The sequence below is a fragment of the Streptomyces sp. 17_S59 genome (assembly GCF_056930295.1).
Genome location: NZ_JBXOWD010000001.1, coordinates 4436683 through 4452819, shown reverse-complemented (window position 1 = coordinate 4452819; position 16137 = coordinate 4436683). Strand labels below are relative to the sequence as shown.

Annotated in this window: 15 protein-coding genes; 8 read left to right on the top strand and 7 right to left on the bottom strand. The window is 72.9% G+C overall.

Translation table 11 applies throughout. The features are described 5' to 3' along the window. Window positions 1-40: 40 nt before the first annotated feature. The 5 genes from hutH to AC1Z4A_RS20160 all read right to left on the bottom strand — a co-directional run bounded on the left by hutH (window position 41) and on the right by AC1Z4A_RS20160 (window position 6244). Window positions 41-1585, bottom strand: a complete 1545-nt coding sequence (gene hutH, locus AC1Z4A_RS20180) for a histidine ammonia-lyase (RefSeq protein ID WP_483680738.1) — start codon at window positions 1583-1585, stop codon at window positions 41-43. Between the two features lie 224 nt (window positions 1586-1809). Beyond that, a complete protein-coding gene (locus AC1Z4A_RS20175; protein WP_483683659.1) occupies window positions 1810-2934 on the bottom strand; it encodes a GGDEF domain-containing protein in 1125 nt (374 codons plus the stop codon). A gap of 210 nt (window positions 2935-3144) precedes the next feature. After that, window positions 3145-3945, bottom strand: a complete 801-nt coding sequence (locus AC1Z4A_RS20170; protein WP_483680736.1) for an enoyl-CoA hydratase/isomerase family protein — start codon at window positions 3943-3945, stop codon at window positions 3145-3147. A 159-nt stretch (window positions 3946-4104) separates the two neighbouring features. Continuing rightward, entirely contained in the window at window positions 4105-5262 is a 1158-nt protein-coding gene (locus AC1Z4A_RS20165) for an adenylate/guanylate cyclase domain-containing protein (RefSeq protein WP_483680734.1), read from the bottom strand. 130 nt (window positions 5263-5392) lie between these two features. Then, window positions 5393-6244, bottom strand: coding sequence for a biotin--[acetyl-CoA-carboxylase] ligase (locus AC1Z4A_RS20160; protein WP_483680732.1), 852 nt, complete (start codon window positions 6242-6244; stop codon window positions 5393-5395). Window positions 6245-6381: 137 nt separating this feature from the next. Between AC1Z4A_RS20160 and AC1Z4A_RS20155 the strand changes: the two genes are divergently transcribed. From AC1Z4A_RS20155 to AC1Z4A_RS20135, 5 genes are all read left to right on the top strand, one after another. Beyond that, on the top strand, window positions 6382-7971 hold the full coding sequence (locus AC1Z4A_RS20155) for an acyl-CoA carboxylase subunit beta (protein WP_483680728.1): 1590 nt from the start codon (window positions 6382-6384) through the stop codon (window positions 7969-7971). A 69-nt stretch (window positions 7972-8040) separates the two neighbouring features. After that, complete coding sequence (locus AC1Z4A_RS20150; protein ID WP_483680726.1) at window positions 8041-8244, top strand: acyl-CoA carboxylase epsilon subunit; 204 nt, start codon at window positions 8041-8043, stop codon at window positions 8242-8244. 100 nt (window positions 8245-8344) lie between these two features. Beyond that, window positions 8345-8470, top strand: a complete 126-nt coding sequence (gene mmpB, locus AC1Z4A_RS20145; protein ID WP_483680723.1) for a morphogenic membrane protein MmpB — start codon at window positions 8345-8347, stop codon at window positions 8468-8470. A gap of 108 nt (window positions 8471-8578) precedes the next feature. Beyond that, window positions 8579-10051: a peptidoglycan D,D-transpeptidase FtsI family protein gene (locus AC1Z4A_RS20140; protein ID WP_483680720.1), complete on the top strand. Its 1473-nt coding sequence runs from the start codon at window positions 8579-8581 to the stop codon at window positions 10049-10051. Between the two features lie 32 nt (window positions 10052-10083). After that, window positions 10084-10695 carry a Maf family protein gene (locus tag AC1Z4A_RS20135; RefSeq protein WP_483680717.1) on the top strand — a complete coding sequence of 204 codons (612 nt, stop codon included), beginning with the start codon at window positions 10084-10086 and terminating at the stop codon, window positions 10693-10695. Window positions 10696-10711: 16 nt separating this feature from the next. Here the strand turns inward: AC1Z4A_RS20135 and AC1Z4A_RS20130 are convergent, their stop codons facing one another. Then, on the bottom strand, window positions 10712-11269 hold the full coding sequence (locus tag AC1Z4A_RS20130) for a hypothetical protein (RefSeq protein WP_483680715.1): 558 nt from the start codon (window positions 11267-11269) through the stop codon (window positions 10712-10714). 187 nt (window positions 11270-11456) lie between these two features. Between AC1Z4A_RS20130 and AC1Z4A_RS20125 the strand changes: the two genes are divergently transcribed. The 3 genes from AC1Z4A_RS20125 (at window position 11457) to AC1Z4A_RS20115 (ending at window position 15015) form a co-directional block, all read left to right on the top strand. Continuing rightward, window positions 11457-12221, top strand: coding sequence for an IclR family transcriptional regulator (locus AC1Z4A_RS20125; protein WP_483680713.1), 765 nt, complete (start codon window positions 11457-11459; stop codon window positions 12219-12221). Window positions 12222-12533: 312 nt separating this feature from the next. Continuing rightward, the gene (locus AC1Z4A_RS20120; RefSeq protein WP_483680711.1) at window positions 12534-14288 is read left to right on the top strand and encodes an acetyl/propionyl/methylcrotonyl-CoA carboxylase subunit alpha; all 1755 of its coding nucleotides are present in this window, start codon (window positions 12534-12536) and stop codon (window positions 14286-14288) included. A 178-nt stretch (window positions 14289-14466) separates the two neighbouring features. Beyond that, window positions 14467-15015, top strand: coding sequence for a TetR/AcrR family transcriptional regulator (locus tag AC1Z4A_RS20115; RefSeq protein ID WP_483683658.1), 549 nt, complete (start codon window positions 14467-14469; stop codon window positions 15013-15015). Between the two features lie 8 nt (window positions 15016-15023). On the opposite strand, the gene AC1Z4A_RS20110 is transcribed toward AC1Z4A_RS20115, so the two are convergent. Continuing rightward, a complete protein-coding gene (locus AC1Z4A_RS20110; protein WP_483683657.1) occupies window positions 15024-16004 on the bottom strand; it encodes a DeoR/GlpR family DNA-binding transcription regulator in 981 nt (326 codons plus the stop codon). Window positions 16005-16137 lie beyond the last annotated feature (133 nt).

The following is a 16137-nucleotide window of genomic DNA, read 5'->3' as shown; positions in this document are numbered from 1 at the left end:
CATCCCGCTGAGTTCCCGCCCGGGCCGAAAGCCCCCGGGCTCAGGCCAGCGGGCCCGTCAGCGGCTCCGCCGCCTCGATGAGCTTCCCGGACCGGACGAAGGCCTCCGCCGCCGCCAGGTCGGGGGCCAGGAACCGGTCCTCGCCCGGGCCCTCGACGCCCGCCTCGCGCACGGCCGCCACGATCGCGCGCGCGGCCGGGCCGGGCACCAAGCCCTCCCGCAGCTCGATCGCGCGGGTCGCGGCGACCAGCTCCACGGCGACGACGCGGCCGAGCGCGTCGACCGCCGTGCGCAGCTTGCGCGCCGCGGACCAGCCCATGGAGACGTGGTCCTCCTGCATCGCCGAGGACGGGATCGAGTCCACCGACGCGGGCACGGCGAGCCGCTTCATCTCGCTGACCAGGGCGGCCTGCGTGTACTGGGCGATCATCAGCCCCGAGTCCACGCCCGCGTCCCCGGCCAGGAACGGCGGCAGGCCGTGCGAGCGGTTCTTGTCCAGCAGCCGGTCGGTGCGGCGCTCGGCGATGGAGGCCAGGTCGGCGGCCGCGATGGCCAGGAAGTCCAGGACGTACGCGACCGGGGCGCCGTGGAAGTTGCCGTTGGACTCCACGCGGCCGTCCGCCAGCACGACCGGGTTGTCGACGGCGGCGGCCAGCTCGCGGTCGGCGACCAGCCGGGCGTGCGCGAGGGTGTCCCGGCCGGCGCCCGCCACCTGCGGGGCGCAGCGGATGGAGTACGCGTCCTGGACGCGCGGCGCGTCGTCCTGGTGGTGCCCGGTGAGCCCGGAACCGGCCAGCACGCTCAGCATGTTGGCGGCGCTGGCGGCCTGCCCGGGGTGCGGGCGGATGGCGTGCAGCTCGGGGGCGAGGACCTTCTCGGAGCCGAGCAGGGCCTCCAGGGAGAGCGCGGCGGTGACGTCCGCCGAGGTGATCAGGCGGGCCAGGTCGGCGCAGGCCATGACGAGCATGCCGAGCATGCCGTCGGTGCCGTTGAGGAGGGCGAGGCCCTCCTTCTCGCGCAGCTCCACGGGCTCGATGCGGTGCTCGGCGAGCAGCTGTGCGGCCGGGCGCACGACGCCGTCGGGGCCCTCCGCGTCGCCCTCCCCCATCAGCGTGAGCGCGCAGTGCGACAGCGGGGCGAGGTCGCCGGAGCAGCCCAGGGAGCCGTACTCGTGCACCACCGGGGTGATGCCGGCGTTGAGGATGGCGGCCATGGTCTCGACGACCAGGGGGCGTACGCCCGTGTGCCCGGAGGCGAGGGTCTTCAGGCGCAGGAACATCAGCGCCCGCACCACCTCGCGCTCCACGCGCGGGCCCATGCCGGCGGCGTGCGAGCGGACGATGTTGCGCTGGAGCTGGGCGCGCAGGTCGGGGCTGATGTGCCGGACGGCGAGGGCACCGAAGCCGGTGGAGACGCCGTAGACGGGGTCGGGCTTGGCGGCGAGGTCGTCGATCACCTGCCGGGACGCGGCGACGGCCGCGAGGGCTTCTTCGGACACGATGACGCGGGCGCCGCGGCGGGCCACGGCGATCACGTCTTCCGCGGTCGTCCCGGTCGTCCCCACCACCACAGAGTGCATATCCATATTCAGGCACCCTAGAGACTGAATCGCTACCTGTCACTAGCGGATTTTCCGGCTCCGGCCGGCTCCTGGTTCATACAACGCGGGGGGTGGGGGTGCGCATGCCGGTGGGGGCCGCTGCGCGGGGCCTTCCCCACCCCGCCCCTTCCCGAACTGGGGCTTCGCCCCAGACCCCGGACAGCGCTTCGCGCTGTGTCCTCAAACGCCGGACGGGCTGGATTCGCCCCCTACGCCCGCCGTCCCCGGAAGCGCCGCCGTTCCGCGCGGCCCGGTTCCGGGGGGCGGTCCGCCAGGCGGACCACCGGGTCCGCCCGGCCCCCGTCCCGCCCCGCAACCACCGGCTTCGCCGCCCGCGCCGCCTTCGCCCGGTACTGCGCCGCATCCGCCAGCCGGAAGAGCCGCCGCGCGGAGCGCACGGGCCCGATGGGGTCCCCCGTCGAGGCGACCCCGCAGGCCACCCCCTCCCCCAGCGCCAACTCCGCCGCCCGCCCGCACAGTTCGTCCGCCACCCGCACCACCTCGTCCGCCGTGGGCCCCACCGCCAGCAGGCAGAACTCGTCACCGCCCAGCCGCGCGGCCAGCGCCCCCGGCAGCCGCGCCCCGCAGAGCGACAACAGCGAACCGAAACGTTCCAGCAGACGGTCCCCGACCGCATGCCCCAGCGTGTCGTTGACCTGCTTCAGACCGTTCAGATCGCAGACCACGAGGCTGACGACCGTGCCGTCCGCCCGGTGCCGCTCCACCGCCTCGTCGAGCCGCGCATCCACCGCCCGCCGGTTGGCGAGCCCGGTGAGCGGGTCGGTGAAGGCGAGCCTGCGCACCTCCTCCAGGCGTTCGGTCTGGGCGATGCCCGAGGCCGTCACGGCCGCCAGCACGGTCGCGAAGTCCGCGTCCGCGCGGTCGAACACCGGCGCCCCGACGGGACGCGCCACATACAGCTCGCCCCACGCCCGCCCGTGCAGCACGATCGGGGCGATCACACAGCAGCCGCGGCCGCGCCGCCGCAGCGCGGCCACCCGCTGGTGGCGGTAGGCGCCCGAGGGCTCGTCCACGCCCCCGGCCGTCTCCACCCACGCGTGCGGCTGGCCGCCCACCCTCCCCCGGCTACCGCCGGGAGGTGCCCCCATCTCGTGCAGGGACTCCGCGATCTCCGGAAAGTCGTGCACCGGGTACGACTCGTCGGCCGGGAAGCGCTCCTCCCCGGCCGTGCGCTCCCCCGCGTTCACCAGGACCCGGAGCCTGCCGTGCCCGCGCTCCCAGACCGAGACCGCGGCGAACGTCCCGGACAGCGCGCGCAGGGCGCCCTCGGCCGCCGCCTCCACGCTCTCCAGGGGCGTGGGCGCCGCCGCCATCGCCTGCGCCAGCTCCACGACGGCGCGCAGCCGGGCGTCGCACTCCCCGTCGCCTGCCACCCGGTCCGTCACCCGAACCTCCGAGCCTTCACATCCGTACGTCCGTCAGCGCGTGCGGATCCCGCACTCCAGCGTAAGAATGCCGGGCTCATTCCGCCTTATGGCCGGTTTCATGCGCCGGGGACACCCCCTGGACCGGACCGCGGGCCCTCACTCCCCCGGCCAGTCCGGCCGCCGCTTCTCGTTGAAGGCCGCCACGCCCTCCGCCCGGTCCGCGGAGAAGGCGACCGTGCGCCACGCCGCGTCCTCGACCTCCAGGCCCGCCCGCAGGTCCAGCCCCTGCCCCAGGCGCAGCGCGCGCTTGGCGGCGCGCAGGCCCACCGGGGAGTTGGCCGCGATCCGGGCGGCCAGCGCCAGCGCCTCCGTCCGGTCCTGCCCCTCGGGCACAAGCTGGTCGACCAGGCCCAGCGCATGGGCCTCGGCCGCCGGCACCCGCCGGGCGCTGAAGATCAGCTCGGCGGCGCGGGCGGCGCCGACCCGGCGCGGCAGCAGCTGGGTGCCGCCACCGCCGGGGATCACCCCCACGGACACCTCGGGCAGGCCCACCACGGCCGTACTGTCCGCGACGATCACGTCGCAGGACAGCGCCAGTTCGTAGCCACCGCCCAGGGCGAAGCCGTGCACGGCGGCGATGGCCGGCACGGGCAGCTCCAGCACGCCCGTGTAGCAGGCGCGGGCGAACGGGCGCTGGCGGCGCATATCGGCGTCGGTGAAGGAGTTGCGCTCCTTCAGGTCCGCGCCGACGCAGAAGGCGCGCTCATGGGTGGAGGTGAGGACGACGGCCCGGACGTCCGGGTCGGCGGCGAGGGCGGCGGTGGCCCCGATGATGCCGCGGCCGAGTTCCGTGGAGACGGCGTTCATGGCCTTGGGCCGGTCCAGCACCAGCTCGGCGACGTGCCCGTCCTCGTGCCTGCGGATCGCGATCCACTCTCCGAAACGCTCTTCGCTCACGCAGCTCACCCTCCCGATCAGATTCTGTCGGGCCCGATCATGCCGGGGCAGTAGGTTGTGGGCAATCGTTCCGCAGGGCGGAACGGGTGGGCACAACCGGAACGACGGGCCGCACCCCCACCGGCAACCCCGGTGCCGCGCACCAAAGCGAAAACCCGCTCACTCGCCCCTGCGACCGAGCACCCAAGGCTCCACGACACCCAAGCCCCGCACCGGCCGCTGCCACGTCCGCTGCAGCTCGAACCGGTGCTTCGGCTCCTCCGCCCCGGCCGCCGCCCCCTCCGCCCCGGCCTTCGGCGCGTCCCCGCTGCGTACCAGCTCCTCCGCCAGCGCCCCGTCCACCAGCACGGCGTCCTTGGGCGCTATCGAGGTCAGCCTGCTGGCCAGGTTGACGGTCGTGCCGAAGACGTCGCCCATCCGGGTCGTGACCGTGCCGAAGGCCATGCCGACCCGCAGCTCGGGCATCGTCTCGTCGTGCGAGAGGGTCTCGATGAGCCGCAGGCCGATCTCCGCGGCGGTGCCCGCGTCGTCGGCCGCGTACAGGACCTCGTCGCCGAGGGTCTTGATGAGGCGGCCGCCGTGCGCGGCCACCAGGTCGGCCGCCGTGGTCTCGAAGGCCTCGACCAGCTCGCCCAGTTCCTCCTCCTCCAGGCGGCGCGTCAGGCGGGTGAAGCCGACGAGGTCGGCGAAGCCGACGGCCAGGCGGCGGTCCACCATCTCGGCGTCGTCCTGCGCCTGGACCACGCGGCCCGTGGCCGCGGCCAGCTGGCGCCGCCAGACATAGATGAGGAACTCCTCCAGCTCCGGCAGGAGCAGCTCGACCAGCGGATAGGTGATCTCCGCCCGGGTCAGGCCCGGCTCCTGAGGCTCGGTCAGGCCCTCCAGGAAGGAGTCGATCTGCCAGTCGGCGAGCCGGGCGGTGGTCTGCCCGGTGGAGCGCGCGACCTGGACGGCCATGGGCTCGCTCAGCAGGCCCGCCTCGACGAGGCCGGCCAGCCGGCGCAGCGCCAGGACGTCCGCCTCGGTCAGCGCCTTGGCCTGGCCGATGTCGGCGAAGCCCATGGCACGCCAGAAGCGCGCCGCCAGGTCCATGGACACCCCGGCCGCGCGGGCGGCCTGGAAGGGGGTGTAGCGGCGCTCGGCGCCGAGGATCAGCGCCTCCAGCCGGAGCGCGAGGGGGTCGCCGCCCTCCTCGCCGAGGTCCTCCTCGACCTCCCGGGGAACGGCCTCGCGCGCGCCGCCGTCCGTCCCGCGTGCGGCATCACCCTCCCCCGATGCCTGAACGGCACGGGAGGTACCCCCACCGTCGGCGGTCACCGCCCGCCCCCTGTCCGATCCGTGCGCACTGCCCTGCCGATCGCTGCTCGCTTAGGTTCCGGGCACAACGATACGTCAGGTGTGCCGTAGCTCACTCTCCCGACGGCGCGGCGGTCACTCTTTACGACGTTTACGAGCCTGCGGGCCGCAAATGGACGATGTCACCCGCCCCCACCGGTTCCTGCACCCCGTCGGCCGTCGCCAGCACCAGCCGTCCGTCCCCGTCCACGGCCACGGCCTCGCCGACCAGCTCGCGGCCGCCGGGCAGTTCGGCCCGTACGGTCCGGCCGAGGGTGGTGCAGCCGGCCGCGTACGTGTCCAGGAGGCCGGATCCGGCCGGGTCGCCGCCCGCGGCGCGCCAGTCCTCGTACCAGTCGGCGAGGGAGCGCAGCACGGCGCGCAGCAGCGGGTCCCGGTCGAGCACCTTGGCGCCCGCCAGGGCCAGCGAGCCCGCGTGCGGCACCGGCAGCTCGTCGGCGCGGAGGGAGACGTTGATGCCGATGCCCACCACGACGCTGTCCCCGCTGCGCTCGGCGAGGATGCCGCCCGCCTTGCGCTCCTCGCCGTCGACGGTGACGAGCAGGTCGTTGGGCCACTTCAGGCCGGTGTCGACGCCGGCGGCGCGGGCGATCGCGGTGGCCGTGGCGACCCCGGCGAGCAGCGGCAGCCAGCCCCAGCGCTCGGGGGGCACGCCGGGCCCGGGGACGAGCCGGACGGAGAAGAAGAGCCCGGAGCGGGGCGGGGCCGACCAGGTGCGGTCCAGCCGGCCGCGGCCGGCGGACTGCTCCTCGGCAACGAGCACGGCGCCCTCGGCGCCGCCCGCGGCCACGAGGTCGCTGTTGGTGGAGCCGGTCCGCTCGACCACGTCGACGGAGGTCCACAGGCTGCCGGGGCGCAGCAGCGCGCGGCGCAGGGCGGTGACGTTCAGCGGCGGCCGGTCGAGGTTCGACCAGCGGTTTCCGGAGGGTTCGGAGGGCGTCATAACAGCCACCATAGGAGGCATTCGGCAGCGAAACGGTGTGGCCAACGACGCACTGCCGCAACGCGGTCGCGCGGCTACCCTACGAACCGGTAGCACCCGGTCACCCACCCCTTTGGACGAGCAGGAGCCGCATCCCGATGTCCGAGCCGGAATACGACATCCACACGACCGCGGGCAAGCTCGCGGACCTCCAGCGCCGCATCGAGGAGGCCACGCACGCCGGCTCCGCGCGGGCAGTGGAGAAGCAGCACGCCAAGGGCAAGCTGACGGCACGCGAGCGGATCGAACTGCTGCTGGACGAGGGCTCCTTCGTGGAGCTGGACGAGTTCGCCCGGCACCGGTCGTACAGCTTCGGCATGGAGCACAACCGCCCGTACGGGGACGGCGTCGTCACCGGCTACGGCACGGTCGACGGCCGTACGGTCGCCGTGTTCTCGCAGGACTTCACCGTGCTCGGCGGCTCCCTGGGCGAGGTCTTCGGCCAGAAGATCATGAAGGTGATGGACTTCGCGCTGAAGACGGGCTGTCCGGTCATCGGCATCAACGACTCCGGCGGCGCCCGCATCCAGGAAGGGGTGATGGCGCTCGGCATGTACGGCGAGATCTTCCGCCGCAACACCCATGCCTCCGGCGTGATCCCGCAGATCTCCCTGGTCGTGGGCCCCTGCGCGGGCGGCGCGGTCTACTCCCCGGCCATCACCGACTTCACGGTGATGGTGGATCAGACCTCGCACATGTTCATCACCGGCCCGGACGTCATCAAGACGGTGACGGGCGAGGACGTCGGCTTCGAGGAGCTGGGCGGCGCCCGGACGCACAACGCCACCTCGGGCGTGGCGCACCACATGGCGGGCGACGAGAAGGACGCCATCGACTACGTCAAGGCGCTGCTGTCCTACCTGCCGTCCAACAACCTCTCCGAACCCCCGGCCTTCCCCGAGGAGGCCGACCTGGAGGTCTCGGACACCGACCGGGAGCTGGACACGCTGATCCCGGACTCCGCGAACCAGCCGTACGACGTGCACACGGTCATCGAGCACGTGCTGGACGACGGGGAGTTCCTGGAGACCCAGGTGCTGTTCGCGCCGAACATGATCACCGGCTTCGGGCGGGTCGAGGGCCGCCCGGTGGGCGTGGTCGCCAACCAGCCGATGCAGTTCGCGGGCTGCCTCGACATCAACGCGAGCGAGAAGGCCGCGCGCTTCGTGCGCACCTGCGACGCCTTCAACATCCCGGTGCTGACCTTCGTCGACGTCCCCGGCTTCCTGCCGGGCGTGGACCAGGAGTACGGCGGCATCATCCGGCGCGGCGCCAAGCTGATCTACGCCTATGCGGAGGCCACGGTCCCGCTGATCACCGTGATCACCCGCAAGGCGTTCGGCGGCGCGTACGACGTCATGGGCTCCAAGCACCTGGGCGCGGACATCAACCTGGCCTGGCCCACCGCCCAGATCGCCGTGATGGGCGCCCAGGGCGCGGTCAACGTGCTGCACCGGCGCTCCCTCGCGGCGACGGCCACGCCGGAGGAGCAGGAGGCGCTGCGCGCCCAGCTGATCGCGGACTACGAGGACGCGCTGCTCAACCCCTACATCGCGGCGGAGCGCGGCTACGTCGACGCGGTGGTCATGCCGTCGGAGACCCGCCGCCACATCGTGCGCGGGCTGCGCGCCCTGCGGGAGAAGCGCGAGACGCTGCCGCCGAAGAAGCACGGGAACATTCCCCTGTAGTTGTCCTTGCAGTCCCCACCAGTCCCCCTACTAGTCCCCCTGTCGGATCGCGGAAGAAGGGACGCTGACGTGATCAAGGTCGTACGGGGCAACCCGACCCCGGAGGAGCTGGCCGCCGCACTGGCGGTGGTCCAGGCCCGCGCGGCGGCCGGTGCCGCCGCGCCCGAGGCCCCCGTCCCCTCGGAGTGGGCCAGCCCGGCCCGGCTCACGGGCGCCAGGCACACCCCCCAGCCCGGGCCGCGCGCCTGGCGCACGTCGTACTGGCCGGCCTGAGCCGTCCGGCCCGGGCTCGCCCTGGGCCCGCCCGAAATCCCGTTGCGCCTGAGTACGCGTACTCAGGCGCAACGCGCTGTCCGGCCGGACCATGGACGTCATGCTCTGGTCCGACCCATCGAACGAACCGCCCGAGGAGCTGCGCGAGGCGCAGGCCATGCTCCGGCGGGCGGGGGTCGTGCTGGCGGTGGGGATGGTGATGCTGTTCCTTCTGCTGGGCGTGTGACGTCACACAGGTCACAGGTGACACATAGGTTTGCCCCGACCGCAACCGCAATTGCCCGATTCGCGTCATGCCCAGTGATATGCCCGCGAACCGGGGAGCCCGTCACTCATGAACAAGCCCGTCCGCCACATAGCGATATTCGCCGGCTTGCTCGTCTTCGCCCTGCTCGCCCAGGCGACCTGGGTGCAGTTCGCCCGCGGCGACGAGCTGGCGAGCAGCAAGTGGAACCGGCGCGTCAAGATCGCGGACTTCGCCCAGCCGCGCGGCAACATCATCGTCGGCGGCCGCCCGATCACGGGCTCCGCGGAGACCTCCGGCAGCGACTTCAAGTGGAAGCGCACCTACACGGACGGCGCCCTGTACGCACCGGTCACCGGCTTCTTCTCGCAGATCTACGGCGGCACCCAGCTGGAGGCCGAGTCGGTCGACGGCAAGTGGCTGAGCGGCAGCGACGACCGGCTGTTCCTGCGGCGCACCGCCGACATGCTCAGCGGCAAGAAGAAGCGCGGCGGTGACGTCGTCACGACCATCGACCCCGATGCGCAGAAGGCGGCCTACGAGGGCCTGGGCAAGTACAAGGGTGCGGTGGTCGCCATCGAGCCGGACACCGGCAAGATCCTCGCGATGGCCTCCACCCCCTCGTACGACCCCTCGGTCTTCGCGGGCAGCTCCGGCGACGACAAGAAGGCGTGGGCGGCGCTGGAGGGCGACAAGGACAAGCCGATGGCGAACCGGGCCCTGAAGGAACGGTTCCCCCCGGGCTCCACCTTCAAGATCCTCACCGCCGCGGCCGCCCTCGACCACGGCCTCGTCTCGGACATCGACGCCCCCTCGGGCGCCCCGGCCCCGTACACCCTGCCCGGCACCCGGACGCAGGTCCGCAACGACATCCCGTCCGCGCCCTGCGACAAGGCGTCGCTCAAGGTCGCCATGCAGTGGTCCTGCAACAACGTCTTCCTCGACCTCGCCGCCCGCCTCGGCAAGGACAAGATGCGCGAGACGGCGGAGAAGTTCGGCTTCAACAACGCCAAGGTCGACACCCCGGTCCGCGCCTCCAAGAGCATCTACCCCGACAACATCGACCAGGCGCAGACCGCGCTCACCGGCATGGGCCAGGGCAGCCTCGACGCGACGCCCCTCCAGATCGCCATGATGACGGCCGCCCTCGTCAACGACGGCAAGCTGATGAAGCCCTACATGGTCGACTCGCTGCGCAGCCCCGACCTGTCGACCGTCGAGAAGCACAAGCCCGAGGTCATGTCCCAGGCCGTCTCCGCGGACGCCGCGAAGAAGGTCCAGCAGATGATGGAGAACACAGCCGGCGAGGGCACCGGCAAGGCGGCCCTCATCGACGGGATGACCGTCGGGGCCAAGACGGGCACCGCGCAGCACGGCGTGGACAACAAGGAGACGCCGTTCGCCTGGTTCGTCTCGTACGGGAAGAACAGCGAGGGCAAGTCGGTCGCCGTCGCCGTCTTCATCGACCCGCGCGGCTCCGACATCGCCCGCGAGGACGTGCACGGCGGCACGCTCGCCGGGCCGATCGCCAAGAAGGTCATGGAGTCGGTGCTGAAGAAGTGAGGGCCGCCGGGCACCGGACCGGCCGCCTTACGATGGCGGGCATGACCGCACAGCGCCGCCTCGTCCTCGCCTCCCAGTCCCCCGCCCGCCTCGGCCTGCTGCGCCAGGCCGGGCTGGCCCCCGAGGTGATAGTGAGCGGGGTGGACGAGGACGCCCTGGACGCCGCCACGCCCGGCGAGCTGGCGCTGGCGCTGGCCGAGGCGAAGGCCACGGCCGTGGCCGCGCAGCCCGCCGCGGCGGGGGCGCTCGTGGTCGGCTGCGACTCGGTGCTGGAGCTGGACGGCCAGGCGCTCGGCAAGCCGGCCGACGCCGAGGAGGCCACGGCGCGCTGGAAGGCCATGCGCGGCCGCTCCGGCGTGCTGCGGACCGGGCACTGCGTGATCGACACCGGGAACGGGCGCCGGGCCTCGGCGACCGCCTCCACCACGGTCCGTTTCGGGGAGCCGACCGACGCCGAGATCGCCGCCTACGTGGCTTCCGGCGAGCCCCTGCACGTGGCGGGCGCCTTCACCCTCGACGGCCGGTCCGCCCCGTTCGTCCAGGGCATCGACGGCGACCCGGGCAACGTCATCGGCCTGTCGCTCCCGCTGCTGCGCGAGCTGCTGGCGGAGCTGGAGATCGGGATCACCGACCTCTGGGCGTAGTCCGTACGGGACGCGATTACAGGGGAAGGGCGTTCGCGGCCTGGCCGACCTGCTTCAGCTGGCCCAGCTGGTCGAGCTTGCCGAGCCCGTTGACGACGCCCGGGTAGACGCTGGTCTCCGGGGCCTCCGGAGCGGGCTGCTGCGGGGTCGCGGTGGGGGTCGGGGAGCCCTTCGGCTGCTGCGCGTGGGCGGGGGCCTGCTTGGCGGGGGCGGCCTGGGGGGCCGGGTTGCCCTTGGCGGCCGGGGACGACTTGGGGGCGGGCGCGGCCTTCGCCGGGGCGCCCTTCACCGGAGCCTCCTTCGCGGGGGCGGCCTTGCCCGGCGCGGGCTTGGCGGGGCCCTTCTTCGCGGGGCCCTGCTTACCGGAGTCCTGCTTGCCGGCGTCCTGCTTGCCCGGGGCGGCTTTCGAGGGAGAGGCGGGCGAGGGGGCGGTCACGCCCAGGGGCCCGGCGTTCGAGGACGGGGGCGGCGCCACCGGGGTGGGCGCGACGGGTGCGGCGGAAGCGGTGGCTACGGAGGACATGGACAGTGCGGCGCCGGCCAGAGCGGCAGCGGCTGCAATGCGCTTGATCATGACTTCTTCAACGATGTCCTGGCATATCGGTCACCTCCCCGTCCCTCGGTCGAGGGGAATTCCGGCACCGCCCGGAACCCGGATATTTTCCGCAACTTCCTTTTAGATCCAGTCGGATCCAGCCTCTGGATCTCACCTCTGGATCCAGGCACTCAGCGAGCCACGAGAACCGAGCAAGGAGCCCGTCATGCCGCAGTCCGTGGACCGCGCCCTGGACGTCCTGGACGCCGTGGCCGCCTCCGACGGCCCGGTGCCCGCCAAGTCCCTCGCCCGGCAGCTGGGCTGCGGGCTCTCCACGGTGTACGAACTGCTGGGCACCCTCACCGCCCGCGGCCACCTGGTCCGCACCCCCGCCGGCTATGTCCTCGGCTATCGCGTGCCCTCCCTGCACCAGGCGTTCCGGCGGCAGATGCGGGTGGCCGACGAGGTGCAGGAGCTGCTGGTGCGGGCGCGCCGGGCGATCGGCGTCGACACCTACTTCAGCACCTACCGCGACGGGGGCGTCGCCGTGCTCGCCGGCACGGCCGCCACCCACCCGGCGACCGGCGGCTTCGCCCTGGGCCAGGACCCCGCGGCGCACGCCACCGCGCACGGCAAGGTGCTGCTCGCGGCCCTGCCCCGGGCCGCGCGGCTGCGCTATCTGACGGCGTCGGGGATGGAGGCGTTCACCTCGCACACCATCACCTCGCCGGAACGCCTGGACGCCCAGCTGCGGCAGGTGCGCCGCACGGGGAGCGCCGTGGAGGTCGAGGAGAGCGTGCCGGGCGTGGCCTGTGTGGCCGTACGCGTGCCGGCCCCGGCCGGGGGTGCCCTCACCGCCGTCTCCGCCGCACTGCCGCTGACGGACTTCCGGCGGCGCGGGGAACGGGTGACCGAGGCGATCCGCCTCGTCGCGACGGAGGCGGCCAAGTTCCAGGGCGCGGCCGACATCACCCGGCCTACCGGCGGGTAGACCTGAAATACGGGGTTCCGGAAGATCGGGCGGGCCGCAAACTTTATGTCACCCGTTCGTAGGGACTCCACAAAGATTCGGCGCCGCCGGTCCCTGGTGCACGCCGAGAGCTAGGCCACACCACCACGCGAGCAGCGCTCCAGGAAACCCGGCGTACCGTGGAGGTTCCGGGGACTTGGGGCTACGCGGAACCTCCGATTCACGCTCCGTGTGGGCAACGTCACGCCGGAAGTCGGGTCGGCACAAGGTGTCGCCAGTACCTAAACTCGCGACGTTACTTAATTGCGGCGCAGCGCCAAGGAAGGATCCATCGTGCGCAAGGTGCTCATCGCCAACCGTGGCGAAATCGCTGTCCGCGTGGCTCGTGCGTGCAGGGACGCCGGCATCGGGAGCGTGGCGGTCTACGCCGACCCCGACCGCGACGCGCTGCACGTGCGCGCGGCCGACGAAGCGTTCGCGCTGGGCGGTGACACCCCGGCGACGAGTTACCTCGACATGGCCAAGGTGCTTGCCGCGGCAGCCGAGTCGGGCGCCGACGCGATCCACCCCGGTTACGGCTTCCTCTCCGAGAACGCCGACTTCGCCCAGGCCGTCATCGACGCGGGCCTGACCTGGATCGGCCCCCCGCCGCAGGCCATCCGCGGCCTCGGCGACAAGGTGGCGGCGCGTCATATCGCGCAGCGCGCCGGGGCGCCCCTGGTGGCCGGCACGCCCGACCCGGTCTCCGGTGCCGACGAGGTCGTCGCCTTCGCCGAGGAGCACGGCCTGCCGATCGCCATCAAGGCGGCCTTCGGCGGCGGCGGCCGCGGCCTGAAGGTCGCCCGCACGCTCGAAGAGGTGCCCGAGCTCTACGACTCCGCCGTGCGCGAGGCCGTCGCGGCCTTCGGCCGTGGCGAGTGCTTCGTCGAGCGCTACCTGGACCGTCCGCGGCACGTCGAGACCCAGTGCCTGGCCGACAAGCACGGCAACGTGGTCGTGGTCTCCACCCGCGACTGCTCCCTCCAGCGCCGCCACCAGAAGCTGGTCGAGGAGGCCCCCGCGCCGTTCCTGACCGAGGAGCAGAACGCCGAGCTGTACCGCGCCTCCAAGGCCATCCTCAAGGAGGCCGGCTACGAGGGCGCCGGCACCTGCGAGTTCCTCGTGGGCCAGGACGGCACGATCTCCTTCCTGGAGGTCAACACCCGTCTCCAGGTGGAGCACCCGGTCACCGAGGAGGTCACCGGCATCGACCTGGTCCGCGAGATGTTCCGCATCGCCGACGGCGAGGAGCTGGGCTACGAGGACCCGGCGCTGCGCGGCCACTCGTTCGAGTTCCGCATCAACGGCGAGGACCCGGGCCGCAACTTCCTGCCCGCCCCCGGCACCGTCACCCGCTTCGTGCCGCCGTCCGGTCCGGGCGTGCGGCTGGACGCGGGCGTGGAGTCCGGCTCGGTCATCGGCCCCGCCTGGGACTCCCTGCTGGCCAAGCTGATCGTCACCGGTGCCACCCGCGAGCAGGCCCTGCAGCGCGCGGCCCGCGCCCTGGCCGAGTTCCAGGTCGAGGGCATGGCCACGGCCATCCCGTTCCACCAGGCCGTGGTGACGGACCCCGCCTTCACCTCGGACCCGTTCCGGGTGCACACCCGCTGGATCGAGACCGAGTTCGAGAACACCATCCAGCCGTTCAGCGGCGCGGGTGCCGACGAGGACGAGGAGGCGGCCGGCCGCGAGACGGTCGTCGTCGAGGTCGGCGGCAAGCGCCTGGAGGTCTCGCTGCCCGCCTCGCTGGGCATGACCCTGGCCCGCACCGCCGCGGCCGGCGGCGCCAAGCCCAAGCGCCGCGCCGCCAAGAAGTCCGGCTCCGCCGCCTCGGGCGACGCGCTGGCCTCGCCGATGCAGGGCACGATCGTCAAGGTCGCGGTCGAGGAGGGCCAGCAGGTCAACGAGGGCGACCTGATCGTGGTCCTGGAGGCCATGAAGATGGAGCAGCCGCTCAACGCCCACCGTGCGGGCACGGTCAAGGGCATCACGGCCGAGGTCGGCGCCTCCGTCTCCTCCGGCGCCGTCATCTGCGAGATCAAGGACTGACCGGACGACCCCGTCCGTCCCACGGGCCCCGGCTGCATCGGCCGGGGCCCGTGGCATTCGTGGTCCGGCGTCTCTCGGCGCCTGGCATCCTTGACTGACGGGGACCGTGGGCCCAGAGCCACCGATCGGGAGGACGGACGCAATGGCGACCGATGCGGCGCAGACGTCACCACGACCCATGCGCGCGGACGCGCGGCGCAACTACGAGCGGCTGCTCGCGGAGGCCCGCACGGCATTCACCGAGCACGGCACGGATGCCTCGCTGGAGGACATCGCCAAGCGGGCCGGCGTCGGCATCGGAACGCTCTACCGGCACTTCCCCAACCGCACCGCCCTGATGAGCGCGGTCTTCCAGGGCGAGGTCGACGGCCTGCTCGCCCGCTCCCGGGAGCTGCTGGCCTCCCCCGAGCCCTGCCGGGCGCTGGTGGCCTGGCTGCGGGCCATCGTCACCCACGCGGGCACCTACCGCGGCCTGTCGCGGGCCCTGATGGCCGCGCAGAGCGACGAGGCGTCCGCCATGTCGCGGTGCAGCCTGCCGATGCGGGAGGCCGGCGACACCCTGCTCACCCGGGCGAAGCGTGCCGGGGCCATCCGCGAGGACGTGGGCATCACGGATCTGATGCAGCTGACCAACGCCATTTCGCTGGCGGCCGAACAGTCTCCGGACGACCCGGAGTTGGCCGACCGCCTGCTCATGCTGACGCTGACCGGGATCAAGGCACTCTGATCGGCCGGTCAGCGCCGCCGGGGCGCCAGGTCCGCCACCCGGGCCGAGGGCTGCTCGCCCAGGGACACCGCGCTGCGCAGCTGGGCTCCCGGCGGACCGCCCTGGATCGGCCCCGGCTGCTGGCCGTGCCCGTGCCCGAGGGGCAGGCTTCTGCGCTGCCCCGGCAGTGGCGGAACGTCCCGGCGGCGGGCCGGGGAGACCGTGTCGCCGTGCACCGCCGCGGCCCCCGGGCCCGACCCCGCGCCGGGCCCGGCGACCGAAATGTGCACGCCCTGGTCGGCCAGCGCCTGGAGTTCCGTGGCCGCCCGGTCGTCGTGCGCCGGGGGCTCGTCGGTCACGAGTCTGGTGATGACGTCCGTGGGCACGGTCTGGAACATCGTGTCGGTGCCCAGCTTGGTGTGGTCGGCGAGGACCACGACCTCGGCCGCGGCCTGCACCAGCGCCCGGTCCACGCTCGCGGAGAGCATGTTGGAGGTGGACAGGCCGCGCTCGGCGGTGAGCCCGCTCCCGGACAGGAACGCCCGCGACACCCGCAGCCCCTGGAGGGACTGCTCGGCCCCGCTGCCGACGAGCGCGTAGTTCGACCCTCTGAGCGTGCCCCCGGTCATGACGACCTCGACACGGTTGGCATGGGCCAGCGCCTGGGCGACCAGCAGGGAGTTGGTGACCACGGTGAGACCCGGTACGCGGGCGAGCCGGCGGGCCAGCTCCTGAGTGGTCGTACCGGCGCCGACGACGACGGCCTCGCCCTCTTCGACGAAGCTCGCCGCGAGATCGGCGATGGCCGTCTTCTCGGCAGTGGCTAGATGGGATTTCTGCGGGAAGCCGGACTCCCTGGTGAATCCGCCCGGCAGTACCGCACCGCCGTGCCGGCGGTCGAGCAGTCCTTCGGCCTCCAGCGCCCGCACGTCCCGCCGTACGGTCACTTCTGAGGTCTGGACGACGCGGGCGAGCTCACGGAGCGAAACCGCTCCGTTGGCCCGCACCATTTCGAGGATCAATTGGCGACGTTCTGCAGCGAACACGAAACCGACAGTAACGCCAACGTCCATCTGTTTTCAGCAGGTTGCAGCAATTAACGGAAGTTGTCCGCTCCGCAACCCAAGGAGTGGTAGAGGGATC

What these genes read in the sequence shown, in the direction of transcription:
- hutH (WP_483680738.1), bottom strand. Translation starts at nt 1,585, where the DNA reads ATGGATATGCACTCTGTGGTGGTGGGGACGACCGGGACGACCGCGGAA.
- AC1Z4A_RS20175 (WP_483683659.1), bottom strand. Translation starts at nt 2,934, where the DNA reads ATGGCGGCGGCGCCCACGCCCCTGGAGAGCGTGGAGGCGGCGGCCGAG.
- AC1Z4A_RS20160 (WP_483680732.1), bottom strand. Translation starts at nt 6,244, where the DNA reads ATGACGCCCTCCGAACCCTCCGGAAACCGCTGGTCGAACCTCGACCGG.
- AC1Z4A_RS20155 (WP_483680728.1), top strand. Translation starts at nt 6,382, where the DNA reads ATGTCCGAGCCGGAATACGACATCCACACGACCGCGGGCAAGCTCGCG.
- mmpB (WP_483680723.1), top strand. Translation starts at nt 8,345, where the DNA reads ATGCTCTGGTCCGACCCATCGAACGAACCGCCCGAGGAGCTGCGCGAG.
- AC1Z4A_RS20140 (WP_483680720.1), top strand. Translation starts at nt 8,579, where the DNA reads ATGAACAAGCCCGTCCGCCACATAGCGATATTCGCCGGCTTGCTCGTC.
- AC1Z4A_RS20135 (WP_483680717.1), top strand. Translation starts at nt 10,084, where the DNA reads ATGGCGGGCATGACCGCACAGCGCCGCCTCGTCCTCGCCTCCCAGTCC.
- AC1Z4A_RS20130 (WP_483680715.1), bottom strand. Translation starts at nt 11,269, where the DNA reads ATGATCAAGCGCATTGCAGCCGCTGCCGCTCTGGCCGGCGCCGCACTG.
- AC1Z4A_RS20125 (WP_483680713.1), top strand. Translation starts at nt 11,457, where the DNA reads ATGCCGCAGTCCGTGGACCGCGCCCTGGACGTCCTGGACGCCGTGGCC.
- AC1Z4A_RS20115 (WP_483683658.1), top strand. Translation starts at nt 14,467, where the DNA reads ATGCGCGCGGACGCGCGGCGCAACTACGAGCGGCTGCTCGCGGAGGCC.
- AC1Z4A_RS20110 (WP_483683657.1), bottom strand. Translation starts at nt 16,004, where the DNA reads ATGGTGCGGGCCAACGGAGCGGTTTCGCTCCGTGAGCTCGCCCGCGTC.